The organism is Curvibacter sp. GW821-FHT01G03 (genome assembly GCF_059422285.1).
This window is the reverse complement of record NZ_JBWKWP010000010.1, coordinates 89,047-113,520: the sequence shown is the minus strand read 5'-3', so window position 1 is coordinate 113,520 and position 24,474 is coordinate 89,047. Positions and strand designations below refer to the sequence as shown.

The 24,474-nt window shown below is 63.9% G+C and carries 24 protein-coding genes and 1 pseudogene; 12 read left to right on the top strand and 13 right to left on the bottom strand.

All coding sequences use genetic code 11. The features are described 5' to 3' along the window. Positions 1-153: 153 nt before the first annotated feature. Positions 154-1,083 carry a LysR family transcriptional regulator gene (locus tag AC07VS_RS16125; protein WP_494751463.1) on the bottom strand — a complete coding sequence of 310 codons (930 nt, stop codon included), beginning with the start codon at positions 1,081-1,083 and terminating at the stop codon, positions 154-156. A 209-nt stretch (positions 1,084-1,292) separates the two neighbouring features. Further along, positions 1,293-2,204, bottom strand: coding sequence for a LysR family transcriptional regulator (locus tag AC07VS_RS16120; protein WP_494657640.1), 912 nt, complete (start codon positions 2,202-2,204; stop codon positions 1,293-1,295). Between the two features lie 212 nt (positions 2,205-2,416). On the opposite strand from AC07VS_RS16120, the gene AC07VS_RS16115 reads away from it, so the two are divergent. The 4 genes from AC07VS_RS16115 to AC07VS_RS16100 all read left to right on the top strand — a co-directional run bounded on the left by AC07VS_RS16115 (position 2,417) and on the right by AC07VS_RS16100 (position 6,721). Next, entirely contained in the window at positions 2,417-2,962 is a 546-nt protein-coding gene (locus AC07VS_RS16115; protein ID WP_494657639.1) for a DUF2799 domain-containing protein, read from the top strand. Between the two features lie 131 nt (positions 2,963-3,093). After that, a complete protein-coding gene (locus tag AC07VS_RS16110) occupies positions 3,094-4,095 on the top strand; it encodes a Bug family tripartite tricarboxylate transporter substrate binding protein (protein ID WP_494657638.1) in 1,002 nt (333 codons plus the stop codon). A 73-nt stretch (positions 4,096-4,168) separates the two neighbouring features. Next, positions 4,169-5,710, top strand: a complete 1,542-nt coding sequence (locus tag AC07VS_RS16105) for an amidase (protein ID WP_494751462.1) — start codon at positions 4,169-4,171, stop codon at positions 5,708-5,710. Positions 5,711-5,932: 222 nt separating this feature from the next. After that, positions 5,933-6,721 carry a response regulator transcription factor gene (locus AC07VS_RS16100; protein ID WP_494657636.1) on the top strand — a complete coding sequence of 263 codons (789 nt, stop codon included), beginning with the start codon at positions 5,933-5,935 and terminating at the stop codon, positions 6,719-6,721. A gap of 148 nt (positions 6,722-6,869) precedes the next feature. Here the strand turns inward: AC07VS_RS16100 and AC07VS_RS16095 are convergent, their stop codons facing one another. Continuing rightward, positions 6,870-7,262: a type IV pilin protein gene (locus AC07VS_RS16095; protein WP_494751461.1), complete on the bottom strand. Its 393-nt coding sequence runs from the start codon at positions 7,260-7,262 to the stop codon at positions 6,870-6,872. Between the two features lie 406 nt (positions 7,263-7,668). Between AC07VS_RS16095 and AC07VS_RS16090 the strand changes: the two genes are divergently transcribed. The 3 genes from AC07VS_RS16090 to AC07VS_RS16080 all read left to right on the top strand — a co-directional run bounded on the left by AC07VS_RS16090 (position 7,669) and on the right by AC07VS_RS16080 (position 9,293). Then, positions 7,669-8,007: a hypothetical protein gene (locus tag AC07VS_RS16090; protein ID WP_492345766.1), complete on the top strand. Its 339-nt coding sequence runs from the start codon at positions 7,669-7,671 to the stop codon at positions 8,005-8,007. Positions 8,008-8,259: 252 nt separating this feature from the next. Then, entirely contained in the window at positions 8,260-8,892 is a 633-nt protein-coding gene (queE, locus tag AC07VS_RS16085; protein ID WP_494657633.1) for a 7-carboxy-7-deazaguanine synthase, read from the top strand. Further along, positions 8,889-9,293 carry a 6-pyruvoyl trahydropterin synthase family protein gene (locus AC07VS_RS16080; protein ID WP_492345764.1) on the top strand — a complete coding sequence of 135 codons (405 nt, stop codon included), beginning with the start codon at positions 8,889-8,891 and terminating at the stop codon, positions 9,291-9,293. The genes queE and AC07VS_RS16080 overlap by 4 nt, the downstream gene beginning before the upstream one ends. A 27-nt stretch (positions 9,294-9,320) precedes the next feature. Here AC07VS_RS16080 and AC07VS_RS16075 read toward each other — a convergent pair whose 3' ends face one another. The 9 genes from AC07VS_RS16075 to mgrA all read right to left on the bottom strand — a co-directional run bounded on the left by AC07VS_RS16075 (position 9,321) and on the right by mgrA (position 18,009). Continuing rightward, positions 9,321-10,286, bottom strand: a complete 966-nt coding sequence (locus AC07VS_RS16075; RefSeq protein ID WP_494751460.1) for an aliphatic sulfonate ABC transporter substrate-binding protein — start codon at positions 10,284-10,286, stop codon at positions 9,321-9,323. Positions 10,287-10,404: 118 nt separating this feature from the next. After that, complete coding sequence (locus AC07VS_RS16070; RefSeq protein WP_494751459.1) at positions 10,405-11,175, bottom strand: ABC transporter permease; 771 nt, start codon at positions 11,173-11,175, stop codon at positions 10,405-10,407. Then, positions 11,172-12,413: an ABC transporter substrate-binding protein gene (locus AC07VS_RS16065; RefSeq protein WP_494751458.1), complete on the bottom strand. Its 1,242-nt coding sequence runs from the start codon at positions 12,411-12,413 to the stop codon at positions 11,172-11,174. The genes AC07VS_RS16070 and AC07VS_RS16065 overlap by 4 nt, the downstream gene beginning before the upstream one ends. Positions 12,414-12,452: 39 nt before the next feature. Then, positions 12,453-13,259 carry an ABC transporter ATP-binding protein gene (locus tag AC07VS_RS16060; RefSeq protein WP_494751457.1) on the bottom strand — a complete coding sequence of 269 codons (807 nt, stop codon included), beginning with the start codon at positions 13,257-13,259 and terminating at the stop codon, positions 12,453-12,455. A gap of 8 nt (positions 13,260-13,267) precedes the next feature. Continuing rightward, entirely contained in the window at positions 13,268-14,407 is a 1,140-nt protein-coding gene (locus AC07VS_RS16055; protein WP_494751456.1) for an acyl-CoA dehydrogenase family protein, read from the bottom strand. Positions 14,408-14,762: 355 nt separating this feature from the next. Continuing rightward, a complete protein-coding gene (locus AC07VS_RS16050) occupies positions 14,763-15,308 on the bottom strand; it encodes an ABC transporter ATP-binding protein (protein ID WP_494751455.1) in 546 nt (181 codons plus the stop codon). A 155-nt stretch (positions 15,309-15,463) separates the two neighbouring features. Then, a complete protein-coding gene (locus AC07VS_RS16045; protein WP_494751454.1) occupies positions 15,464-16,444 on the bottom strand; it encodes a Bug family tripartite tricarboxylate transporter substrate binding protein in 981 nt (326 codons plus the stop codon). Between the two features lie 296 nt (positions 16,445-16,740). Continuing rightward, positions 16,741-16,926: a hypothetical protein gene (locus AC07VS_RS16040; RefSeq protein ID WP_494751453.1), complete on the bottom strand. Its 186-nt coding sequence runs from the start codon at positions 16,924-16,926 to the stop codon at positions 16,741-16,743. A gap of 39 nt (positions 16,927-16,965) precedes the next feature. Then, the gene (gene mgrA, locus AC07VS_RS16035) at positions 16,966-18,009 is read right to left on the bottom strand and encodes an L-glyceraldehyde 3-phosphate reductase (RefSeq protein WP_494751452.1); all 1,044 of its coding nucleotides are present in this window, start codon (positions 18,007-18,009) and stop codon (positions 16,966-16,968) included. Positions 18,010-18,304: 295 nt separating this feature from the next. On the opposite strand from mgrA, the gene AC07VS_RS16030 reads away from it, so the two are divergent. The 3 genes from AC07VS_RS16030 (at position 18,305) to AC07VS_RS16020 (ending at position 22,647) form a co-directional block, all read left to right on the top strand. After that, entirely contained in the window at positions 18,305-19,591 is a 1,287-nt protein-coding gene (locus tag AC07VS_RS16030; RefSeq protein ID WP_494751451.1) for a gallate dioxygenase, read from the top strand. A 40-nt stretch (positions 19,592-19,631) separates the two neighbouring features. Then, a complete protein-coding gene (locus tag AC07VS_RS16025; RefSeq protein WP_494657622.1) occupies positions 19,632-20,948 on the top strand; it encodes an MFS transporter in 1,317 nt (438 codons plus the stop codon). 119 nt (positions 20,949-21,067) lie between these two features. Next, positions 21,068-22,647, top strand: a protein-coding gene (locus tag AC07VS_RS16020) for an IS3 family transposase (RefSeq protein ID WP_494751450.1) whose coding sequence is annotated in 2 segments (ribosomal slippage) — positions 21,068-21,509 and positions 21,509-22,647 — 1,581 coding nt in all. Because the reading frame shifts where the segments join, the coding sequence is not laid out codon by codon here. A gap of 135 nt (positions 22,648-22,782) precedes the next feature. Here AC07VS_RS16020 and AC07VS_RS16015 read toward each other — a convergent pair. Beyond that, positions 22,783-23,295: a hypothetical protein gene (locus AC07VS_RS16015; RefSeq protein ID WP_494751449.1), complete on the bottom strand. Its 513-nt coding sequence runs from the start codon at positions 23,293-23,295 to the stop codon at positions 22,783-22,785. A gap of 291 nt (positions 23,296-23,586) precedes the next feature. Between AC07VS_RS16015 and AC07VS_RS16010 the strand changes: the two are divergent. Together AC07VS_RS16010 and sdhC are read left to right on the top strand one after the other, a co-directional pair. Further along, positions 23,587-23,796: pseudogene (locus AC07VS_RS16010) on the top strand (IS3 family transposase); the annotation flags it as partial. A 248-nt stretch (positions 23,797-24,044) separates the two neighbouring features. Then, on the top strand, positions 24,045-24,470 hold the full coding sequence (gene sdhC / locus AC07VS_RS16005; protein WP_494751448.1) for a succinate dehydrogenase, cytochrome b556 subunit: 426 nt from the start codon (positions 24,045-24,047) through the stop codon (positions 24,468-24,470). The last annotated feature ends 4 nt before the right edge of the window (positions 24,471-24,474 follow it).

The window sequence follows — 24,474 nt, the reverse complement described above, 5'->3', positions numbered from 1 at the left end:
TCTTACGCTTACATGATTGTTACTATCAATTTTGAATGTAACAGTGAGTAGGGCTGTTCACGGTTTGGCGCCCCCCCTGAAGGCTGCTGGCGTGGGATGCCTCCGGCCATGCTGGTGCGTCGGGATTTCAAGCCTCACCGATCGCGGCATGCGTCAAAGCAACCAGGGGTCCAGTTCTGGGTCACCAAACTCGGTCTGCAGAAACTCCAGCAAGGCCTGGACCTTGCGGGGCACGTGTTTCCGCCCGGCGTAGCCGGCCCATACCTGCCATCGGTCTCCTATCCATTGCGGCAACACGCGTACCAAGGCCCCGCTGCGGATGTAGGGCTGGGCATGAACCGACAGCATGCCGACCAGTCCCAGGCCCTGCAAGGCTGCGTGGTAGAGCGCTTCCGAGCTGTTGGAGTGAAACTTGGCCGGCCCGGGGCGGAATTCGTAATGCTGGGGGGCGGCCGGTTCGGACGAAGCCAGCAGAAAGGAATGGGGCAGGTCCTTGCCTGAGGGCAGCAAGCACTCGTGGTGCACCAGATCCGAGGGGTGTTCAGGTGCCGGATGGGTCTTCAGGTAGTGCGGCGAGGCGCACATCACACCGGTGGTGGTGCCCAGCTTGCGGGCCACGAAATCACCGTCCGGCAGGCCGTTGCGCGAGAACAGCACAGTCAGGTCTGACTCGAGGTCGGGCGACTCCAGCAACCGATCGCTGGTGTTGATCTCAACTTCGAGTTTGGGGTACAGGCGCTGCAGGCGAGAGACTCGCGGGATCAACTGGGCCGCGGCAAAGTCCAGAGACGAGCGCACCTTCAGCACCCCGCTGGGCAGGCGGCCGCTGGTGCTCACCTCGTCATTCGCGGCATCCAGTGCATCGATCACCGGGCGGATGCGGGCTGCGTAGAGTTCTTCGGCCTCGGTCAGTGACGAGGTCCGCGTGGTGCGCTGCAGCAGCCGGGTGTTGAGGGTCTTCTCCAGGTCCTGGATCAGTCGCGTGACCTTGGCGGGCGAGGTATCAAGTGCTCGCGCTGCGGCGGCAAAGCCGCCCAGGTCGATGACGGCCAGCAGGGCACGCAGAGAGTCGAGTTGGTTCATGGCGATCGTTGGGTGAGCGGCTTGGGCTCACCCAGGCTGCCTGGTCTATTGTGGCCCGTCAGAGGTGGCCGTGCCGAGCGTTTGCACCGGCTCGCGTTGCGGGTGCAGGCGCGAAGTCTCCGCGGCCCCATCTGAGGTCAGCCAACCAGTATGGCGCTGTGGTGCGGCCTGGGTTTGCAGGGGCCATGGCGTCGGGCATGCCTCAAGCCTCATTTCTGCTGGCCCAGCGCCTCCAGAAGGTGGTCCAGAAAGGCTTTGGCGGCACGCGGCAGGGTGCGACCCGCCAGGGTCTGCACTTCGAAATGGCGCTCGTTCATTTCGCGGTCGCGCAGCGGGATGCCCACCACCTCGCCGCGGCGCAGGCGCTCGCGCAGCGCCAGTTCGCCGTTCAAGGTGATGCCGCCGCGCGAGCGCACAAAGGACAGGCAGGGATCGAGCCGATCGCATTCAAACACCGCCTCGAAGTTCAGGCCCTGGCGGCTGCAGCTGATGTCAAACAGCTGACGCAAGGTGGAGTCCGGCCCCGGCAGGGCGACCGCATGGCCCACCAGTTGCGCCAGCGTGAGTTGGCTGCGGCCCGCCAGAGGGTGTTCGGGGTACAGCACCGCGATGATCGGGGAGGGATGCCGCAGCGCCACGCTGATGCCGCGCTCGGACACTGTGCTCACGGTGATGCCGATATCCACCTCTCCCTGGCGAACCTTTTCGGGCACCTGGGCCTGCAGGCTGACTTGCAGGCCGAAGCGGATGCCCTGGTACTGGCGCTGAAAATCTGCGATCAGGCCCGGCACGAATTCGGACGCAAAGCCTTCGGTGCAGGCCACCCGCACCACGCCGCTTTTCAGGCCTCGCAAGGCCTGGATTTCGTCGGCCACCCGTTCAATGTCTTGCCATGCGCGGCGGGCGTGGGTGGCCAGCAACTCGCCTGCGGCGTTGGGCACCATGCCGCGCGCGCGCCGCTCGAACAGCAAGGTATCCAGCTCGGCCTCCAGCCGGGCAATGTGCCGGCTGACAGCGGAGGGAGCCACCTGCAGGCGGGCTGCCGCTTCGGTCACCGAGCCGGTCTGCACCACCTCCAGGAAATAGCGCAAGGACGTGTCTTGCAAGGCTTGGTGATTCATGGCGGGGCGGTTCATCGGAAAACAAGGCGCTTTGCGGCGCAGGCAGGCGAGGCCGACATGTTAAGCAGGATGCTGCGCTCTCCAAAATTGCAACGCAATGTATCTGATCTCCTATCATCGGCCACCGGGGGTGGGGCCCGTGGGGCTGTGTACACACCGATTCGTCATTCGGGCCAACTGGGCCGAACAAATCACCATTGGAGGCAATGCGCATGAGGAAGTTGATTTTTTGGCTCGCGATCTCGATCGGCAGCCTGGGCCTGCTGGCCGGCTGTTCCACCATGAGTGTCGAGGAGTGCAAGGTGGCCCGCTGGAGCGATGTGGGCCTGCGTGACGGCATGGCGGGTGCGCCGCTGTCCAAGCTCAACGATCTGTCCAAGGACTGTGCCGAAGCCAGGGTCGTCGTGGACACCCGGGCCTATGTGGCCGGGCGCGATCAGGGGCTGCTCAGCTATTGCCAAATGCCCAATGCGGTGCGGCTGGGGCTGGACGGTAAGTACTACAACGGCGTTTGCCCCGCAGCCATCGATGGCGAGTTCCGCCGTCGGGTCAACGTGGGGCGCGAGGTGCGCGACTCAAGGGAGCAGGTGCGCAGCCTGGACAACCGGCGCATCGATCTTGAAAACAAGCTGCGCAACGCAGGCAATGACGATGCGCGCAAGAAGCTGCGCGACGACCTGTCGGACAACGACCGCAACCTGCGCCGTGCCCGTGACCGGGTACGCGATGCCGAGTACAACCTGGACCGCATGCGCTAGGGTGGGTGCCACGGCACCACATGAATTGCGCTGTTCGCAACGCAGGTTTGTTTGGATTGCCGTTGCTGGATGGCTCTAGGCTGCCTAACATGGCTTGAACCCACTCTTTCAAGTCGTCTGGAGCCTTTGCCATGAAGCTGTCTTTTTCTTCTGCTTTGAGTCGCCGTGCCACCCTGAACATCCTGGGCCTGGCGGGATGGGCGCTGTGCGCCGGCATGGCGGGTGCCGAGGCGGTCTACCCCGCCCACCCGATCACGCTGGTGGTGCCGTTCCCGCCGGGCGGCAGTACCGACGTGGTAGCGCGCGCCATTGCACCCAAGCTGGGTGAGCGCCTGGGCGCCCCCATCGTGGTGGACAACCGGCCCGGGGCGGGCACCGCCATTGGCGCGGCCTATGTGGCCAAGGCGGCCCCGGATGGCTACACCTTGTTCATGGGCCCGGGCTCCACGCTCACGCTGAACCCGGCGGTGCGCAAGAACCTGCCTTATGACTCCGTCAAGAGTTTCGAGCCCGTCGGCATGATCACCCGTGCTGGCTTGGTCTTGCTGGCCAATGCCCAGGTGCCGGTGCAGAACCTGGCCGATCTGAAAGCCGCGGTGAAGGCCGCGCCCGACAAGTATTCGTATGCCTCCTTTGGCGCCGGCACCAGCTCGCACTTTGTGGCTGAAATGGCCTTCTACGCCATGGGCCTCAAGGTCACGCACATTCCCTACAAGGGCAGTGCCCCTGCCATGACCGATCTGCTGGGCGGCCAGGTGCCGCTGGCTTTCGACACCGTCACTGCCACCTTGCCACAGCTCAAGACCGGCAAGATCAAGGCCCTGGCCGTGGCCTCGCCCAAGCGCCTGAGTGCCTTGCCGAATGTGCCCACCTTTGCCGAGTCAGGCTACCCCGACGTGAAACTCGAATCCTGGGTCATGCTGCTGACGCCGCGCGGCGCCCCGGCACCCGTCAAGGCCAAGCTGCAAAAAGCCCTGGGCGACACCCTGGCCGACCCGGGCGTGCGCAAGGCCTTGAGCGACCAGGGGCTGGAGCCCAGTTTCTCCACCGCGGCCGAAGCCTCGGCCCTGATCGAAAGTGAACTGCCACTGATGCGCGCCACCGCCGCGCGCGCCAACATCCAGGCCGATTGAGGCCATTTGAGGCCGTTTGAGCCCGATTGAGGCCTGTCTCTCCCTTCACGATCGTTCACCCCAGACCCTGCCCATGACTGCATCGACTTCCTCCGACCTGGTCACCCGCTCTGCCGTTGAGCTGCGCGAGCTGATCGCACAAGGCCAGATTTCACCCGTTGAATTGCTCGAAGCCTGCATCGAGCGCATCGAGACCGTCAACCCCAGCATCAATGCGGTCACCGCCAAATGCTATGACCGCGCCCGGGTCGAGGCCCGAGCGGCAGAGCAGGCGGTGCTGCGTGGCGAAGCCCTGGGCCTGCTGCACGGCCTGCCATTGGGGGTGAAAGACCTGGAGCCCACCGCCGGGCTGCTGAGCACGTTCGGCTCGCCGAATTACCGCAACAACATCCCGGCCCAGGACATCGAGTTGGTGGCCCGCCTGCGCCGCGCAGGCGCCATCGTGACCGGCAAGACCAATGTGCCTGAGATGGGGGCGGGTGCCAATTCACGCAACCCGGTGTGGGGGGCCACTGGCAACCCCTTCAACCCGAACCTCAATGCGGGGGGCTCCTCCGGGGGCTCTGCGGCGGCGCTGGCGACCGATATGCTGCCGGTGTGCACCGGCTCTGATACGGGTGGCTCGCTGCGCATCCCGGCCGCCAAATGCGGTGTGGTGGGCCTGCGCCCCTCGCCCGGTGTGGTGCCCAGCGTGCGCAAGTTGCTGGGCTGGACGCCAATCTCGGTGGTCGGCCCCATGGGGCGCACCGTCGGCGATGCCTGCCTGCAGATGGCCGCATCGGCCGGCATGCACCCGGGTGACCCACTGAGCTATCCGCTGGATCCGCTGAGTTTCCTGCGCCCTCCGATGGGCGATCTGGGCCGCTTGCGCGTGGCCTACAGCACTGATTTGGGATCTTGCGATGTGGACCCGGTCATCCGCGCCACCTTCCTGGCCAAGATGGAGGCCATGCGACACCTGTTTGCCCGCTGCGACGAGGTGAATCTTGAATTGGGCGATGTGCACCGCTGTTTTGATGTGTTGCGCGCCGAGGCCTTTGTGGCCGGTACCCGAGACGCCTATGAGCGCGACCCCGCCAGCCTGGGCCCCAACCCACGCGCCAACTATGAGATCGGCATGCGCATGAGCCTGCTCGACAGCGCCTGGGCGCAGGCCGAGCAGACCCGCATCCTCAACCGGTTCCAGGCGGTGTATGCCGACTACGATCTGCTGCTCACACCCACCACGCCGGTGTCTCCGTTTCCCTGGACGCTGCCGCACGCCGACACCATCGACGGCAAAGCCCAGGCCAACTACTACCGCTGGTTGGCGCTGACCTATGTGATCACCCTCACCACCCACCCGGCCATCAGTTTGCCTTGCGGTACCGACCCATTGGGCATGCCGTTCGGCCTGCAGGTGGTGGGGCGCTTCCGGGGCGACCTGGCGCTGCTCTCGGCTGCGCGCGCCATGGAGCAGGCCTTCGCGGCCTCACCTGTGCTGCGTCGACCGCTGCCCGACCTGGCGGCACTCAAACCACCGGTGCCGGCGCTGGACAGCATCGTCACCCACCCCCCTGAGGTTCCGCACACCGGCGTGGCCGGCCTGTCCGGCACTGGTCAATCTGTGGTTTGAGGCGGGCGACGGGAGGGCAACGGGCGGATGATGCGGGTTTTTCCTTCTTGATGAGGGTGGCATTCAATGGCCTGCGTGGTTTCTGGCTAGAATCTGATAGCGATGAGCGGGAGGGAATCCAATCCCCCCTCGCTTGTGTCTGTACCCCCAATCTTCTCGTACCGCTGAACTGCCACGTCATTTTCCTGTTGGGGATACTGGTGGCAAATTGGAAATGGGCGCTTGTTGCGCCCATTGCTGATTTCCACGCGGCATTTCATTCACTTGCTCATGCCTCCCACAGAACATCATCTGATTGCCACGATCTCTCAGTTGTCCAAAGCAACTGACTTGGAGTCGGTGCGTGGTCTGTTGGTGAAAATCGCTCAGATGCTCGATGTGGATCGATTGGATCTGATGGTTGAATACTGGGCGGTTTCTGGTGAAGCCCGTCGTTTGTGGTTTTCAAATATCGATGATGGCCGTTCCAGTGTGGTCAACGTGCCCGACAAAGACTTCATCTTTGGCGCGGCATCCCGGCAGGAATTGACGCAGGCGGATCCGTCGGAAGCCGCGCGACAGGGGCCCTCCACTGATTTTCAGACCTTTGATCTCCCGGAAGGGGTGCGCGTCAAGACGCGACAGGTCATGGAGTTTCCTGCGGGAGTCGGTCTGCCGCATCGGCTGGTCCTGTCGCTGACGCAAGAGGACGGTTCCGCGTCAACCGAAGGTGGCTTGATGAATGCGTCGCGCCTGATTCTGGCCGCCAATCGCATTTCCTTGATGCGCATTTTCAAGGCGGCGCTTGAGCACGTCAAAGATCAGACATTGACACCCCGTGAGCTTGAATGCCTGAAATGGGCGGCGCTTGGCAAAACCGGCGCCGACACCGCGAAAATATTAACGGTGTCCGAAGCGACGGTGGCATTTCACCTCAAAAATGCCATTTCCAAAATGCACGCTGCCTCCAAGGCCCATGCCGTGGCTTTGGCACTGTCCCGTGGATGGATTGATTTGCGTGGTTTTCATTGAAAATCTGGCTGAAAATCCACGGCTTATTCAAATCAGATGGAATTATTTCTTCATAAATGATGCAGGGGTGTTGAGGCTCGCCTTCATGATCCGATCGTCAGGCAAGGGTCTTGTTGGGTTTTGAGCCAAGTTGCCTTTTAGGGGGCCGTCACCAACGCAAGGTGCCGCAATCGGCGCCTTTCATCGTTCGAGCCCCCGCCTGATTGAGCGTCAGCGTGCATTGCAAGCCGTTCTGGGCACTTGCGGTCAGGGTGTAGGCGTGGGGGCTGGAATGCAGCGAAAAACGAAATGCCGGTCCAGGCGGCACGCCAACGCCGGAGATCCTGTCAGTGCTCAGGTCCGGAAAGTCGGCCATCACCTGGCTGGGGTAACGCTGGGTCTGTTGGTAACCACGCTCCAGCACCTGGCTGAGGGCCAGCAGGTACTGGGCAGACATCTCGGTGCGGCTGGGCGGAGTTTGGGCGTGCAGTGTGGGCAGGGCGATCACCAACATCAGGCCCGCCAAGGCCAGAGCCAACAACCCCTCAATCAAGACGAACATGTTCAACCCTTTCAGACCGGCTCAAAGGGTTTGTCAAACGCAGCGCCTGCATGGACTTTCTTGGTGACTGAAGTGGAAGCCGCTGGTAGCGTGATGCCGTCGGCCGAATGCTTTGTAACAAGCGAGTCGATTCTTTCCAAACTGGCGGTGGTCGCAACTATCACTTTCGATAGTGGATGTCTGGTGCAGAAGCGCTACAACAGAACAATGGCTCGCATCGCTTGATCCTGGGCATGAACACCGATGGCCTCGCGCCGGGTTCGGCGAGTGGTCTTGTAGACCCATAACCATCAATTTTGATAGTTGCGTACTGACGGTTCTGGCTGTGACACTTATTTGATAAGCGGTTCGAATGAGCGCCCAAGGGGGTGACATTGGAGCCGACTAAAAAAAGGGTAGGAATGTCATGAAATCAGTAGGTCTTGAAGTCAAGTTTCTGGACTCGGTGATGTCGGAGGAGGACGATGCCGATGTGATCAGTCGTCTGGACGACAGCTTTCACCGGGGCGATCGTCGCGCAGAGTCCTTCATCGCTGAGCACTTTGTGACCAGTGAAATCAATCAGTACGACTCTGATCTGATGACGGTCGAGCCTCAGCCCCTGGGCGGGTGGGAGATGGCGAAGCCACCCTCCGCAAGGGCTCACAACCAGCGGCGGGCCAGCCGCAAACGGGCTCGCGCGCCGGTGCCGGCGCCTCAGCCCTGGTGGCGGCGCCTGTTTGCATGGTGGCCAAGCCCGCGCTGAGCCCCGCTCTTGACTGAGCCCCGCTCTTGACTGAGGCTTGCCCGCGAAGCGGCTGGGCCTTCAGCTAAAATGCTGCCTCTTGCCGCCCCGGCCAAGGTTCATGTCGTTCACGCCCGGGGCCATGTAGAGGAACACCATGTTCAAAACCTCGTCGCTGCACGCTGTGCGGCTACCTGTCGTTTTCTGCCCCCAAGCCCCCGCCTTTCTTCTTGGTCAGATCTTGATCACGCCCATGTGCGCCCAGGAGGCGGCATGAGCTACGCGGTGAAGGAAATCTTTTACACCCTGCAAGGTGAAGGCCTGCGTGCGGGCCGCCCTGCGGTGTTTTGCCGCTTTGCCGGCTGCAATCTGTGGAGTGGGCGAGAAGCCGACCGTGCCACGGCCGTGTGCCGCTTCTGCGATACCGATTTTGTGGGCACCGACGGCACCTTGGGTGGCCGGTTCGCCGACGCTCAGGCCTTGGCCGCCTTGATCGCCGCCCAATGGCCCCAGGGCCAGGGCCACCGATACGTGGTGTTGACGGGCGGCGAGCCCCTGCTGCAGGTGGACCAGGCCCTGACGGAGGCCTTGCACGAACAAGGCTTTGAAGTGGCGGTGGAAACCAATGGCAGCCTGCCGGCCCCACCCGGCATTGACTGGATCTGTGTCAGCCCCAAGGCCGGAGCGCCTCTGGTGCAACGCAGGGGGCACGAGCTCAAGCTGGTCTACCCACAGGCCGGGCTGGATCCGGTCGAACTGCAGACCCTGGACTTCGAGCATTTTCTGCTGCAGCCCATGGACAACGCCAACCAACGCGCCAACACCCGCGCCTGCATCGCCTACTGCCAGGCCCAGCCGCGCTGGCGCCTGTCGGTGCAAACCCACAAAGTTCTGGACATCCGATGAGCCTCGCCCCAGCCAAGCCTTTTCCGCGCCAGGGCGCGGTGTTCGAACTGTCACAGCGCTTTTTCTTTGATGCCGCCCACACCTTGCAGCGCCAGATCGAGGCCGAAGGCAGCCGCCGAATCCATGGCCACACCTACCACGCCGAAGTGCATGTGAGCGGTGCACCCGACCCTGTCACCGGCATGGTGGTGGATCTGGGCTTTGTGCGGGCCGAAATCGCCCGCCTGCGTGAGCAGCTTGACCACCACTTCCTCGACGAAGTGCCCGATCTGGGTCCCGCCACATTGGAGAACCTGTGCCTGTTCATCGGCCGCCAACTGGCCCCGGTGCTGCCCCAGCTCAGCGCCATCACGGTAGAGCGGCAGGCGGTGGGTGACCGCTGTACCCTGCGTTGGTCGTAGCCCTGAGCCGCCGGCGCAGCACGGTGCTCAGGCTCCCGGGCGCCACACCGGCGAGTCGGCAATACGCACCTTGCGCGGAATGATGTTGGCCTGGCTGAAGGCGTCGGCAATGCGCTGCTGCTCGGCCAGGGCTTCGGCGTCGGGTGGCTGCACCTGGTAGCTGCGGCGCTGGTTGGCTACCTCGACGGTGGCCGCGTCCAGACCGATCACCGGGGCATGCCATTCGGCGGCCTGGTTGGGGTTGTGCTTGATCCAGTGGCCGGCGCGCTGCAGCTCGCCATACACCAGGCCCAGTACGTCGGGGCGGCGTTGGGCGTAGGGCGTGGCCGCCAGGTAGAAGCGCCGGTAGGCCGACAGCCTGCTGCCGTCGACCAGGATGCGGGCGCCTGACTGGCGTTGCACGGCCGCCAGGAAGGGGTCCCAGATCACCCAGGCCGCCACCTTGCCGGTCTCGAAGGCGGCGCGGGCGTCGGCCGGGCTGAGGTAGGCCGGCTCGAGGTCCTGGATGCTCAGGCCATCGCGCGCCAGCGCCTCCAGCAGCAGGTAATGCGCCCCGGCCCCTTTGGCAAAGGCCACCTTCTGCCCCTTCAACTGAGCCACGCTGGTCACGGGCGAGTCCTTGCGAACCACGATGGCCTGGGCCTGGGGCGAGGGGGTTTCGATCGCGTAGTAGGTCAACTGCGCGCCAGCGGCCAGCGCGAACGGGGGCACCGCATCGGCCACGTCGGCGCTCAGGTCGATGGCGCCCACGTTCAAGGCCTCCAGCAGGGGCAGGCCCGAGTTGAACTCGTGCCATTGCACGTTCACGTTCCAGGGCGCCAGTGCCTTCTCCAGCACGCCCTTGGACTTCAGGTAGATCATCAGGGTGGATGACTTCTGGTAGCCGATGCGCAGGCGGTCGGCGTCGGCCGCCTGCAGTGGGGTCAGGCACAAGGTGGCAGGCAAGGCCAAGCCGGCCTGCATGAGGCGGCGGCGGGTCGGGGTCTCGGTCATGGGCAAGAGGGGGTCGGGTTTTGTGGGCCCAAGCCTAGCCGCCAGGGCGCCTCTTGCATGCGCCCATTTCGCCCTTGCTAGTGCGCTGTGCGCATAAGCACAGCACGCCTGGGCAGGGTCACTGTTGGCCGAGGCCGGCGTGGGTCCAGCGCCCGATGAGGGTGCGGGCCAGGCTGTCCAGGGCAAAGCCCAGCGCACCGATCACCACGATGGCGGCGGTCAGCTCCTGGTAGGCCAGGCGATCACGGGCATCGAGGATGAAGTAGCCCAAACCCGAAGACACCCCCAGCATCTCGGCCGGCACCAACACGATCCAGGCCACGCCCAGAGCCAGGCGAAAGCCCGTGAGCACATGGGCCAGAATGCCCGGCAGCACCACCCGGCTGATCAGCTCCCAGCGGGTGGCCGACAGGCTGGCGGCCAGTTGCAACCAATGCCGGTCGAGGGCCGCCACGCCGGCTGCCGTGTTCAGCACGATGGGCCAGACCCCGGCGAAGACCAGCAGGAACACCACCGCGCCATTGCCCAGGCCCAACGCCATCACGGCCAGCGGCATCCAGGACAGCGGCGACACCATGCGCAGAAACTGGAACAACGTGCCTGTGATGCGCGCAAAGCGGGGCGACAGCCCCGTCAGCAGCCCCAGCGGCAGCCCGATCAGCAACGCACCTGCCAGGGCCATGCCGATGCGCTGCAGGCTGGTGCCGATGTGGCCCCAGAAGGTGGCCTCACCCAGCAGCGCCCACAGCGTGCTCAGCCCGGCCTGCGGCGAGAAGGCCTGGTTGATGGCCTCGACATCCGACAGATGCCCGGCCCCGAGCTGCCACAGCAGCCCCGCCCCGGCAAAGCCCAGCAGGGGCCAACCCAAACGCGCCAGCCAGGCCGTCATGGGTTCAGCGCCTCGCGTCGGGTGAAATCGGCACTCAGACCGAAGGCGGGCAGGCCGCCTACACTTTGCAGGGCCTGGCGCACAAAGCGGTCGTCCACCAGGTCGCGGGCCACAAAGGCAGGGTCCAGCGTTTGCAGGAAACGGTTGTCGCCCTCCATGGTGGTCTCGCGAAGCGAGCGCACCAACTGCTCGGTGTACGAGGGGTAAGGGTAGGGCTGGAAGTCGATGCGGCGCTGGTTCCAGCCTTTGTTTTTGATGATGCCGGCCTTTTCGTACTCGCTGTAGTCGGTGGCAGCCAGTACCTTGGACAGCACGGGCAGGGTGTGCGGCGTGTACTTGCCCTCGCCGGTGTTGGAAAGCAGTTTGGCGGTCTCCAACTGGTTGTTGCGGGTCCAGAGCTGGGCCTTGACCAGGCCCGTGGTCACCCGCTGGGCCCACTCGGGGCGTTCGACCAGGTCACGCTCGGCCAGAGTCACCAGGCAGCAGGCATGGTTCTTCCAGATGTCGCCCACAAAGCGAAGCACGCGGCCGACCTTGAGGCTCTCCGCGGCGGCGTTGTAGGGCTCGGCCACGATGAATCCTGCGATGGAGCGCGCGGCCAAGGCCGACACCATCTCGGGCGGAGACAGCACCGCCAGGTTCACCTGCCCGGGCTTTAGCGCCTCGCCGCGGGGGCGATTGACGACCGTCAGCCCGTGCTGGCGCAGCAGTTGCTGCAGCACGATGTTGTGGATCGAATACCAGAACGGGATGGCCACCGTCTTGCCCTCCAACTGGGCTACCGACTGGATGTCGTTGGCCACCGTCAGGGCCGATCCGTTGACGTGGTTCCAGGCCACCACGCGGGCCGGGAACTTGCTGCCATAGCGCACCCACAAGGTGGTGGGCGACAGCAGGTGCACCACATTCACCTGGCCCGCGATGAAGGCCTCGACCAATTGGGGCCACGACCGGAACAGACGCGGCGCCTCCGTGCGCAGGCCTTCGGCCTCGAAAAAGCGGCGCTGGTGGGCCACCAGCAGCGGGGTGGCATCGGTGATGGGCAGGTAGCCGATGCGCACCGGCTGGTCGTCGCCCTTGAAGGCCTGGGCCCGGGCGTCGCCGGCGGCCAGCAAGGGGGCGACCACGCTGGCGCTGGTCAGGGCGCCCAGGCGCAACAGGTCGCGCCGGCTCATGCCGCAGCCGCAGTCGGAGGTTGCACACAGGTGCTTGTAATTCGGGCGGGAGTCGAGGTTCATGGTCAATCAGTGTTGAATGGGGTGAACTGGGCGCATCAATCAGTGCGCGGCCCGCAGGTCTTGCAGGGCGGCCAGGATGTCCAGCCGCAGCCGGGTCAGCTCGGCCGGGTGTTCAAGGCGGGGGCGGCTCAGGCCCACGGCCCATTCGCGCATCAGGCGGGCCGGCTCGCCGGGGTGGCCGCCCATCAGCACGATGCGGTCGGCCACCAGCAGGGCTTCGTCAATGTCGTGGGTGACCAGCAAGGCGGCGCTGTGCCAGCGGTGCACCACCTCGACCAGCAGGTCTTGCAACTCGGTGCGGGTGATGGCGTCGACCGCCGAGAAGGGCTCATCAGCCAGCAGCAGGGCCGGCTCGCGCGCCAGGGCACGAGCCAGGGCCACGCGCTGGGCCATGCCGCCCGACAGCTGGCTCGGGTACAGGCCACCTTTGCCGGCCAGGCCGACGGCGGCCAGCGCGTCGCCGATGCGGTGCTCGCGTTCGGACCGGGTGCTGGCGGGCTGATGCTTGAAATCCAGCCCGAAGCCCACGTTGGCCTGCACATTCAACCAGGGCAGCAGGCTGGGCTGCTGGAACACCACCACCGCCCTCGGGTGCGGTTGAGTCAGTGCCTGCCCCATGAATTCCACACGGCCTTCGTGGGGGGCCTCCAGGCCTGCGAGGGCGCGCAACAGGGTGGATTTGCCGCAGCCGCTGCCGCCCAACAGGCAGACGATCTCCCGCGGGGCGATCTGCAGGTCCAGCGGGCCGAACACCGGCAAGGCCCTGCCGGGCCAGCGGCGGCTCAGGCCCCGGGCGCACAGAGCGGGTTCAGGGCTGTCGGCATTGGGTTGGAGCGGGGGGCTCATCTCGGTCGTCATGTTGTCGCCCCGGCGGAGGTTGCCGATGAAATGGGGGGGGTCTGTGCGCGTTGGCGCGCCAACTCGGCCTTCAACTGGGTCAGGCTGGGCGTGACCACGGGTACGAATGCGGCTTCGAGCCAGCGGCGTGCAAAGCCCTTGTCTTGGCCTTTCAGGTAGGCGCGGCCACCCGTGGCCTGAAGCTCCAGCTGTACAGCGGCCTGCACCAGACCGGCCAAGGCGATGCGCAGCTCGAACAAGGGGGCCACCTGGGTGACGTACTGGCCCGAGGCCACACCGGCCTGCAGCGCGGCAGTGGCCTGCTTCAAATCGCGCTCCAGCGCCTGCCAGGGGGCTTGCAGGCTGGGGCGCGAGTCACAGGCGACATGGCTGGCCGCCAGGGCCCCACGGGCCAGCCCGATCGACATCCCGCATTGCATGCCCAGGAAGTGAGGGCGCAGCCGGCGCAAAAAGTCAGGTCCATGGTGAGACAGGACCTGATTGGCTGGCAGTGCCAGGTCCTTCAGTTGAAGTTCAGCCGTGCGGCTTCCGTTCAGCGCCAGCAGATCGAGATCGGCCGAGCGGTGGAGGCCACAGCGTTCGCTCTCGATGGCCACCACGGCCAGGGCTTGGCCCGCGCCCATGTCCACGGCGGCGGCCACCACATAGCCCTGGGACTGCAGGTTGGTGACCCAGGGCAGGCGGCCGTCCAGGCGCAGGTCACCGGGCTGCTCGGGGTCGGGTCGGGCCTGGACCTGCAACTGTTCGATCTGCGACAGAAACTTCATCGCATTCGACAAACCGGTGGCGCCGGCCAACTCGCCTGTCAGCAACTGGGGCAGCCACCGCTCGCGTGGGGCCGGGCTCTCGCTGTTCACCACGTAATCGATGAAGGCGCGCTGGGCCCAGAGGACAAAAGCCGCCGTCAACGAGTGTTCAGCCACCTGGGCGATGGCCTCGATGGCGTCGCCGATGGCGCCATCGGCGCCCCCCAGGGCGCTGGGCACGCCGATACGCAGCAGGCCCGCCTGGCCCAGACGAGGCAGCAGCTCCTCGGTCGGACCCTGGCCCAGATCAATTGCATCAGCGTTTGCTCGCAGCCATGTCCGAAGCGTTTTGGTTAGCCAAGCTGGGGAGGGTGGGCGAAAGGTGCTCATGCGTTCAGGTTTGATGCGGTGAAACAGGCCTTGAAACCGATGGGCGCATCGGTTGGCACCTCCTTCAGCGTGGCCGGATCACTGTGCTGCTCCATGCCCGATCTCCAATGAGCGCGGCAGGCTTTGACAAGAGCTCGCAGCGCGCGCAGGGGTTGGCGGATCATGGCTTGAAGTGAGGGAGACGGAGCAAGGCCGGTGCGGCGGTGCTGAATTGTCTACCTTTTGTTACCGCTTTCGCCCTTCCGGCGTCCCAATCTGATCTTCTAGCGTCCTGCAGGCGGAAATCAGAAGAAACAGTGCTTGCTGGGCGGGGCGGTCCTTGGCGTGGGGGCGTTGGGCGGGCCCCCCACCGCCATCACAGCGAGTGGTTGTAGGCCAGCATGAAGCCTGCCGTGCCCAGCAGATTGATCTGGATCGCATCCTGGTCGCCCAGGCGGTAGCCCAGGGCTGGGATCAGGCCCGGCGAGAAGCCGTGGTAGTTCAGCGGCACCTTGTCGTTGTAGGGGGGCAGGTAGCCATAGATCACGCCGACGCTGAGCTTGGTGTACAGGTTGGGGTGTGCTGCCCAGGGGTGCCACTGCCAGCCCCGGTAGGCGTACGCGGCGGGCTGGCCGAAGGAATTGCGGAACAAGCTCACGCCCGTGAAGCTGCCCCCAGGCCCGGTGCGTTCCAGGCCGGCCAGGTAAACGTGGCGGTGGGCGGGATCGTCGTGCCAGTGCTGGGTGAAGGGCGAGAGGCTCAGCGTCCACTGGCCGGGCTGCACCGTGGCGCTGAAGGTCGGCGTGGGGGCGGGCTGGGAGACTTGTGCTGCGGCAGTACCTGCAAGGGTGAACGCCCAGGCTGCTGTGCAGGCGCAGATTTGAGCCCGCAGGCGGTGGGTTGTTGGAAGTGATACAGACATGACCGGGGCCCGCCAACGTGCGGGCAGCAAAGAAAAAAGCCCCTGAAAAGGGGCTGATCGAGTGTATCGTCGGCCTCAGCTGCTTCCTGCCCTGCAGGCGGTCACCCTGGCCATGCGGCGGTAAAGTTCTGTGAGAAATCAGTTAACTTGTAGCTTCAATCGAGGGTGACGTCGGCCTCTTTGACCACCTTGGCCCAGCGCGGCAGCTCTTTGCGGATCAGGGCAGCGAGTGGCTCGGGCCCGATCTTCAAGGGCTCGCAGCCGATACCGGCCAGCTTTTCGCGCACATCGGGCGCGTCCAGTACCTGGCCGATGGCGGTCTGCAACTGGGCCACGATGGCCTTGGGCGTGCCAGCCGGTGCAAACACCCCGTACCAGGGGGTGTAGCCCAGGTTTTTCACGGTCTCACCCACGGTCGGCACGTCGGGCAGGGCGGCGATGCGCTTTTCGTTGACCACCCCCAGCACCTTGAGCTTGCCGCCCTTGATGAAGGAGATGGACGAGGGCAGGCTTTGCACCGAGACCTGTACCGTGCCGCCCACCAGGTCGGTCACGGCGGCCGAGGCGCCCTTGTAGGGCACATGGGTCATGTCGATGCCAGCCGCCTTGCCCAGCATTTCGCCAAACAAATGGTTCACCGTGCCGTTCCCGGCCGAGGCGATGTTGATCTTGCCCGGCGTGGCCTTGGCGGCCGTGATCAGTTCGGCGATGTTGTTGGGCGCGAAATGAGGGTTGGCCACCACCACGTAGCCCGAAGAGGCCACGGTGCCCACAGGCTCGAAATCCTTCATAGGGTCGAAGCCGGTGGACTTGTAAAGCGCCGGATTGATCACATAGGCGCTGTCGGCCGTCAGCAGCAAGGTGTAGCCATCGGGCTTGGCCCGGGCGGTGGTGGCGGTGCCGATGTTGCCACCCGCGCCGGGACGGTTGTCGACGATGAACTGCTGGCCCAGCGTCTCTGACAGCTTCTGGGCCACGATGCGCGCGATCGCATCGTTGGCGCCCCCTGCCACCTGGGGGACCACCAAGGTCACGGGTTTGCTGGGGTACTTGCTGTCTTGGGCCAGGACGGGGGCGGTGGCCATGGCCGCGGTCAGGGCCAGCAGGCTCAGGGCGGTTCTTCGGCGGGCTTGCATGGGGTGTCTCCTCGGTGGTGGGCTTTTGCAACAATTCTAGCCAGCGCCGTTTGACGGTCATGGTGGCCGGCACAGCGGCACCCCCAAAAAAGAGGCCGCCAGAAAGAGACTTCTGGCGGCCATCAGAAAGGTCCGGTCTGTGGGCCGGACACAGCTCACCCCCGCGAGCCATTCGGTGCTGCTGTGGTCAAGCCCTTTGGGGGGCCAGGGGCTTCACCTCAGCGTCTGCATGCTTGCAATGTCGCATCAAGCCCGGGTCACGTGAACGAAGGAGCTTGCATATCGATAGTCAGAGATCACGCCCAGGGCACGCCCGGCATGATCAGAAAGCCCATGATCAGGAACAAGGCACTGACGAGCAGCACGGCGATGCCCAGGGCCTGGGTCAGATCGAGCCAGAAGCGGGTCCTGTTGAGGCCTGGGTTGGCCACTTCCTCCAGCAGCAGGTGAGGGGAAGAACGGGGGTTGACGGTCTGGGGCATGGTCTTGTTCCAGGGGGCTGGCGGTTTAGGGGCGGGGCTTCAGACCCAGTCGGTCGAGGGTTTTTCCCACAGGTTGATGCCCCCTTCGACGGCGTGCTGGTCAATCTCGGCCAGTTCGGCCGGGCTCAGCGGGGCCTGGGTCAGGGCGGCCACGTTTTCACGCAGTTGCGCGACGGTGCTGGCGCCGATCAGGGCCGAGGTGACCCGCGGGTCGCGCAACGTCCAGGTCAGTGCCAGTTGCGCCAGGCTCTGGCCGCGGCGGCGGGCGATCTCATTCAGGGCGCGGGCGCGCGCCAGATTGGCTTCCGAGAGGTGGGCTGGCTTGAGCGACTGGCCGCCGGGGCGGTTGATGCGGGCATCGGCCGGTGGGCCGGCCAGGTATTTGTCGGTGAGCAGACCTTGCGCCAGGGGCGTGAAGGCGATCACACCGGCACCGAGTTCGTCGGTGGCGTCGAGCAGGTCCTTTTCGATCCAGCGGTTGAACAGGTTGTACGCCGGCTGGTGGATCAGCAGCGGCACCTTCCAGCTTTGCAGCAGGGCCGCGATTTCGCGCGTCTTGGTGGCCGAGTAAGAAGACACTCCGACATAGAGGGCCTTGCCCTGTTGCACGGCTTGCGCCAGGGCTGAGGCAGTCTCTTCCAGCGGGGTGTGCTGGTCAAAGCGGTGCGAGTAGAAGATGTCCACATAGTCCAGGCCCAGGCGCTGCAGGCTCTGGTCCAGGCTGGCCAGCACATGCTTGCGGCCGCCGCCGCCCTGCCCGTAGGGGCCGGGCCACATGTCCCAGCCGGCCTTGCTGGAGATGATCAGCTCATCGCGGTAGGGCTTGAAATCCTCACGCAGCAAGCGGCCAAAGTTGGTTTCGGCGCTGCCATAGGGGGGACCGTAGTTGTTGGCGAGGTCAAAGTGGTTGATGCCCAGGTCAAAGGCGGAGCGCAACAGCTCGCGCTGGGTGCTCAATGGGGTGGTGTCACCAAAGTTGTGCCACAGGCCCAGCGAGAGCGCCGGCAATTGAAGGCCGCTGCGGCCGGTGCGGCGGTAAGGGAGTCGGGTGTAGCGATCAGGCGAGGCAGTGAAGCAGGTCATGGGGGCGAGGTGAATGGCGGGCAAGCCGCGTGAGCGCTCAATATAAAAAGTCTGCTTCGGAAGAGGGCGAATATTTGGGCGCATGGATAGTTGCTCCGTGCATGAGACCCGCCGCAGGACGGGCCTGCCTGGGCGGTCGAACCGGCGCAGTGGCCGGGCACACCGATAACCGCCAGGTATCGCGCCTTGATGCCCGACATCTTTTCGGCTGGGGCCGGCTTGTCGAGAATCCGGCGCTCAACACGGGCTGCCTTGGCGGGCGGCCTTCCCCAGGACCGCATTCCGAAAGCAAACCATGGCACAGATCATCGGCGCCATCGCCACCTCGCACACCCCCACCATCGGCTTTGCCTTTGACCGCGACAAGCAGCATGACCCGGTGTGGGCGCCCATCTTTGAGGCTTTCAAACCGGTGCAGCAGTGGATCGCCGAGCGCCAGCCCGACGTGCTGTTTGTGATCTACAACGACCACGTCACCTCGTTTTTCTTCGACCATTACTCGGCCTTTGCCTTGGGTGTCGGCGAGCGCTACGAGGTGGCCGACGAGGGCGGCGGTGCGCGCGACCTGCCGCCGGTGGGCGGGCACTCGGCCCTGGCCCGGCACGTGGGGCAGTCGTTGGTGGCCGATGAGTTTGACATGTCGTTTTTTCAGGACAAGCCGCTTGACCATGGCTGCTTTTCGCCCTTGTCGATGCTGTGCCCACATGAGCCGGCCTGGCCGGTGCAGATCGTGCCCCTGCAGGTGGGGGTGCTGCAGTTCCCGGTGCCCTCGGCGCGCCGTTGTTACAAGCTGGGCCAGGCGCTGCGCCGGGCCATCGAGAGCTACCCCGAACACCTGAAGGTGGCGGTGGTGGCCACGGGCGGCCTGTCGCACCAGGTGCACGGTGAACGCGCCGGCTTCAACAACCCGGCCTGGGATCAGCGCTTTCTGGACCTGATCGAGCAAGACCCCGAGCGCCTGGCCGGCATGACCCAGGCCGAGTTCGCCAGCCTGGGCGGGCTGGAAGGGGCCGAGGTCATCATGTGGCTGATCATGCGCGGGGCTTTGTCGGCCAATGTGCGCAAGGTGCATCAGAGCTACTACCTGCCTTCGATGACCGGCATTGCCACCGCCATCTACGAGAACCAGGCCTCGGTGGGCCCGGTGGCGGGCGAGATCGAGCGCCATCGTGCCCACATGGCCAAGGAGTTGGCCGGTGCCGGCGGCCTGAGCGGCACCTACCCCTTCGACCTGGCCCGCAGCGTCAAGGCCTACCGGCTGAACCGCTTTTTGCACGCGCTGATCGTGCCGGCGCACCGCCAGGCCTTCATGGCCGACCCCGAGGCGGCCTTCGAGCAGGCCGGCCTCACGCCCGAGGAGCGGGATCTGGTGCGCGAGCGCAACTGGCTCGGCCTGATCCATTACGGCGTGATCTTTTTCATGCTCGAAAAGCTGGGCGCCGTGATTGGGGTGTCCAACCTGCACATCTATGCCGCCATGCGGGGGGAGTCGCTGGAGGATTTCCAGAAGACCCGCAATGCCCCCGGGGCCCTGTACTCGGTGGCGGGCCAGGACAGCAAGACCCTGAGCTGGAACACCTGAGCCCCTTCGATTCGGACCGGAACAACAACACGGAGACTTCATGAGCCATGCAACAACGACCCTGAACGTCAGGGAGTTCATCAACGCACGAGCGCTTTCCCCCAATCAGTGGGTGTTGGTCCTGCTGTGCTTTTTCATCGTGGCCGTGGACGGCATGGACGTGGCCATCATGGGCTTTGTCGCGCCCTCCATCCTGGCCGAGTGGGGCATCTCGCGGCCGGCCTTCGGCATGGTGATGGGGGCGGCTCCGATCGGGCTGGCCGTGGGGGCCGTGCTGGCCGGCTCCTCGTCGGACTGGTGGGGGCGGCGCCGCGTGCTGATGGGCTCGGTGCTGGGCTTTGGCCTGTGTACCCTGCTCACGCCCTTGGCCCACGACACGGCCCAGATGGCGGCGCTGCGCTTTCTGACCGGCCTGGGCCTGGGCGCCGCCATGCCCAACACCACCACCTTGTTGTCCGAGTACGTGCCTGAGCGGCGCCGCGCCTTTCTGGTGGCAGCCATGTTCACCGGCTTCAACCTGGGCTCGGCCCTGGTGGGCTTTGCCGCCGCGGCCCTGATTCCGCACGCCGGCTGGCGCTCGGTGCTGCTGCTGGGGGGCGCCTTGCCCTTGCTTCTGCTGCCGGTGCTGTATGTGTACCTGCCCGAATCGGCCCGCTTCATGGTGGCCCGCAACATGTCGGCCGAGCGCATCACGGCGGTGCTGAGCCGGGTCTGCCGTGCCCCGCTGGCGGGCGTGACGGCCTATGTTTCGGGCGAGGCCGAGGTGCCGGCACGCCAGCCCCTGGCGGTGTTGTTCGAACGCGGCTTCAGGCTGCGCACAGCCACCCTGTGGGTGACCTACTTCATGGGCCTACTGGTGATCTACCTGACCACCAGCTGGCTGCCCACCATGATGAAAGACGCGGGCATGAGCATTGACCGCGCCGCCAACGTGACCGCGATGTTCCAACTGGGCGGTACCGTGGGCGCCCTGCTGGTGGGTTGGCTGATGGGCCGCATGAACCCCAACCGGGTGATGGCAGGCGCCTATGGGCTGGGCGCTGTGGCCCTGGTGGTGATGGGCTTCAATGGCTTGATGTCCGAATCCATCGTGTGGCTGGTCATGGCCGTGGGCTTTTGCCTCAGTGGTGCGCAAACCGGTTTGAACGGCTTCGCGCCGGGCTGCTACCCCACGGTCGCCCGTGCCACGGGGGTGAGTTGGATGCTGGGCGTGGGCCGCCTGGGCAGCATCCTGGGTTCGTCCATCGGCGGCGTGTTGCTGAGCCAGGGCTGGGGCTTTGACGGGATCTTCATGGCGTTGGCGGCCCCGGCCGTGCTGGCTGCGCTGGCGATTTTGTGGAATCGGCGCAGCCTGTGAGGCTTAGCCACCTAGTTCAGCGCGGAGCGACAGGCCGGGGGCCTGGCCCCCCGCGTCAGACTTGTTGTCGCCTCCTTAAAACAGAAGAAACTAGGGGGTGAGGACAATGAGAGAACGACGTGGCCCGATACGGACAAGACTTCAAGAACAAAGCATTGGCAAAGCTGTTGCCGCCAGAAAGTGCCCCACTGGACCAAGTGGCAGCCGAGGTTGGCGTGAGCGCCTCAACCTTGGAGCGGTGGCGCAGTGATGCTTTGAGCCAGCCCCGCAGTGACAGCAAGGTCTGGAGCGCCGCGGCCCGCTTTGATGCCCTACTGACCACAGCCGCCATGGATGAGACCGCCAAAAGCGCCTGGTGCCGTGCCAATGGGGTGCTGCTGCACGACCTGCAACTGTGGCGGCAAACAGCAGCCCAGTCGCTGGCCGACCCTCAAGATCAACGGGCCAGCCCTTCACAAACCGCCCAGGACCGGCGCCGCATCAAAGAGCTCGAGCGCGACCTGCGTCGCAAAGAGAAGGCCTTGGCAGAAACCGCAGCCTTGCTGGTGCTGTCAAAAAAGTTAGAGACGATCTTCCAAAAGGACAGAGACGAGGACGAATGACCTCGCTCGAAGATCGTCAACAGATGTCTGAACTCATCACCCAGGCCTGCAACGCCGGGGCCCGACTGGCTCTGGCCTGCGAGCTGTGTGGCCTGAGCGAGCGCACCCTGCAGCGCTGGCGAAGCCGGGCAACAGGTGCCACGCTGGGGGGCGACCAACGCCCCCATGCCCATCGCCCAAGCCCCTCACACGCTTTGAGTGAGGCCGAACGCGCCGAACTGCTGCGCGTGGCCAATGAGCCGCGTTTTGCAGATCTGCCGCCTGCACGCATCGTGCCCCTGCTGGCCGACGAAGGCCGTTACCTGGCCAGCGAATCGAGCTTTGTGCGGGTGCTGCGCCAGGCTGGGCAAAACGCCCACCGCAGCCGATCCCGAGCGCCCAGAGCGCAACGGCCACCGACCACGCACATCGCAACTGCACCGGGCCAAGTGTGGTGCTGGGACATGACCTACCTGCCAGCCACCGTGGCAGGGCGTTGGTTTTACCTGTACCTGATCGTGGACCTGTACAGCCGCAAGGTGGTGGGCTGGGAGGTGCACGCCGAAGATGATTCAGACCACGCGGCTCGCTTGGTGCAACGCACGGCCTTGGCTGAAGGGATTGCGGCCAAAGACAGCAAGCCCGTGCTGCATGGCGACAACGGCGCTACGCTGAAAGCCACGACGGTGCTGGCCATGCTGCACTGGCTGGGGGTCAAACCCTCTTACTCCAGGCCCCGGGTGAGCGACGACAACGCGTTTGTCGAGGCGCTGTTCCGAACGGCCAAATACCGCCCTGAATACCCCAAGAGCGGGTTTGCGGACCTGAATGACGCAAGGGCCTGGGCTGCGAGATTCGTGCATTGGTACAACTTGGAACACCGCCACAGCGGGATTCGATACGTGACACCAGCGCAGCGCCACACTGGGCAGGACGTGGAGATATTGAAGTGCCGCGATGAGTTGTACCGGCAGGCCCGCCAATGCCATCCGGCCAGGTGGGCCAGACACACCCGAAACTGGGATCACATCGCGGTGGTCAAGCTCAACCCGGAGCGGGATTCGAAGCCCATCGAAACGCCGACATCAGCACTGGATAAAGCGCCTCGGCGCGCATGAATCAGGCGACAACATTCTTGACACGCACCGCTGGCTCTGCAGCAGGTCTTTGATCCAACAGTCCGGTACCGCAAAACGCCTTTGTAAAGGGTGGCTTGGCCAGGCTGGGTTTAGAACACCTGATGTCGCAGAGGCTCAGTCTGCTAATTCGAACGCAATGAAAATGATGCCGGCATAGTAGGCCGCCAAACAGTTAAACACCTGCTCGAAAAGGTTGGGCGCCTTTTCATTTTCTAAATCTTGCTCGGTGGCTAAATCGGGGAGAGCATTCTTTTTGACATAGTGGTATGTCTTCCCATTTTTGATGATCTCGCTGGTGTCTTTTTCGATGCCGACGCGGTACTCCTTCTTGCTTGCGTCTGTGAAGGTGTAGTAACAGTTGAAGTACCCGTAACTGTGCATTTGAACAGAAAACAAGGGGCGAACTTCGCGCCAATAGCGATTGAATTCGTCCTCGCTCATCGAGGCGCGTTTGCAATGTTCCAGTTCATCGGCGTTGGTGACCTCCGGAGGGACTATTTTTTCTATCTTCTGGGCACTTACCCAGACTGGGAAGTGCCACCATATTTGAAATGGCAAGATGGCTGCAGCAAGAGCCAGCAGTGAAGAAAAGATGAATTTAACGACTATTCTTATGGCATTGATCATCGGTTGTGAGGCGAGTAGTTGAATAATCCAGCTTCTGTTTGATTTTTGTGCGGGGAAAGGAGGCCATGTGCATAGATTCGATCAACTTGCAAATGAAAGGTATCGAGCAACTCGCTAAGGACAGTCTGCAAAACCCACCCGCCCCGAACTGAATTTGGGCCTGAACATCACGCAAGATAACGCCCATGAACCAGATCACGTTTGGCCTTGACCCGCTGCGCAAGAAGACCCGCAAAGAAGTGTTCCTCGATGAGATGAATCAGGTGATGCCCTGGTCGGTGCTTGTGACGTTGCTCACCTGATAACGCCGCCTGCGAGGGGTTCTTCGGTCGCCTCAAGAACGAGCTGTTCTATCCTCGGGACTGGAAGGGCACGACCATAGAGCAATTCATTGAGGTGGTCGACTCCTACATCCGTTGGTACAACGAAAAGCGAATCAAGATCTCCCTTGGCTCTCTCAGCCCCATTGAATACCGGGTGAGCCTTGGACTTGCGACATAAACCAGTCCAAATTTTTATCCGCACCCCCACTAACCCCCAGGAGGGGGGTCGGATTGCATGGAAATCAACAATCCCTGAGTTCTCCGGGAGTTTTCCATGCTATTTTGGGGTCGTTTTACGTGTGGATCGACTCGATGAAACAGCGGTGCTTCATGTATTGGTTGTGTACAGCTACATGCCTGAGTATGTGGAAGACAAGAGACGTAGCGTATCTCGCTCAACTTAGAAGATTTACGAAAGATTGAAAGATGAAAGATCCAATCAAGCAGCGCCCCGGGGAGCTTAGTCTCATTGATGCGCTTACTATCTATCGGTATCCGGTTACAGCAATCGTATCGATCCTTCACCGGATCAGCGGTGTTTTGCTATTTGTGCTACTGCCGTTTATCATCTGGATGTTCGACGCCAGCCTTTCATCGGAAGCCTCCTTTGAGAGATTGCGTTCTTTGTTTGTGAGTGGTGTTGGGTTCGTTCCGGCCTGGGTGGTGAAGGCGGTCTGTCTAGTACTGATTTGGGGCTTCGTCTACCATTCAATAGCGGGTTTACGGTATCTGTGGATGGATGCTACCCTGGCCGTCTCAAAGGAGCAGGGCAGGCGTTCATCCAAGATTGTCATAGTGTTGAGCACACTCGTATCGATCGCTTGCGCAGCGAAATTCTTCCACCTGTTCTGACTCT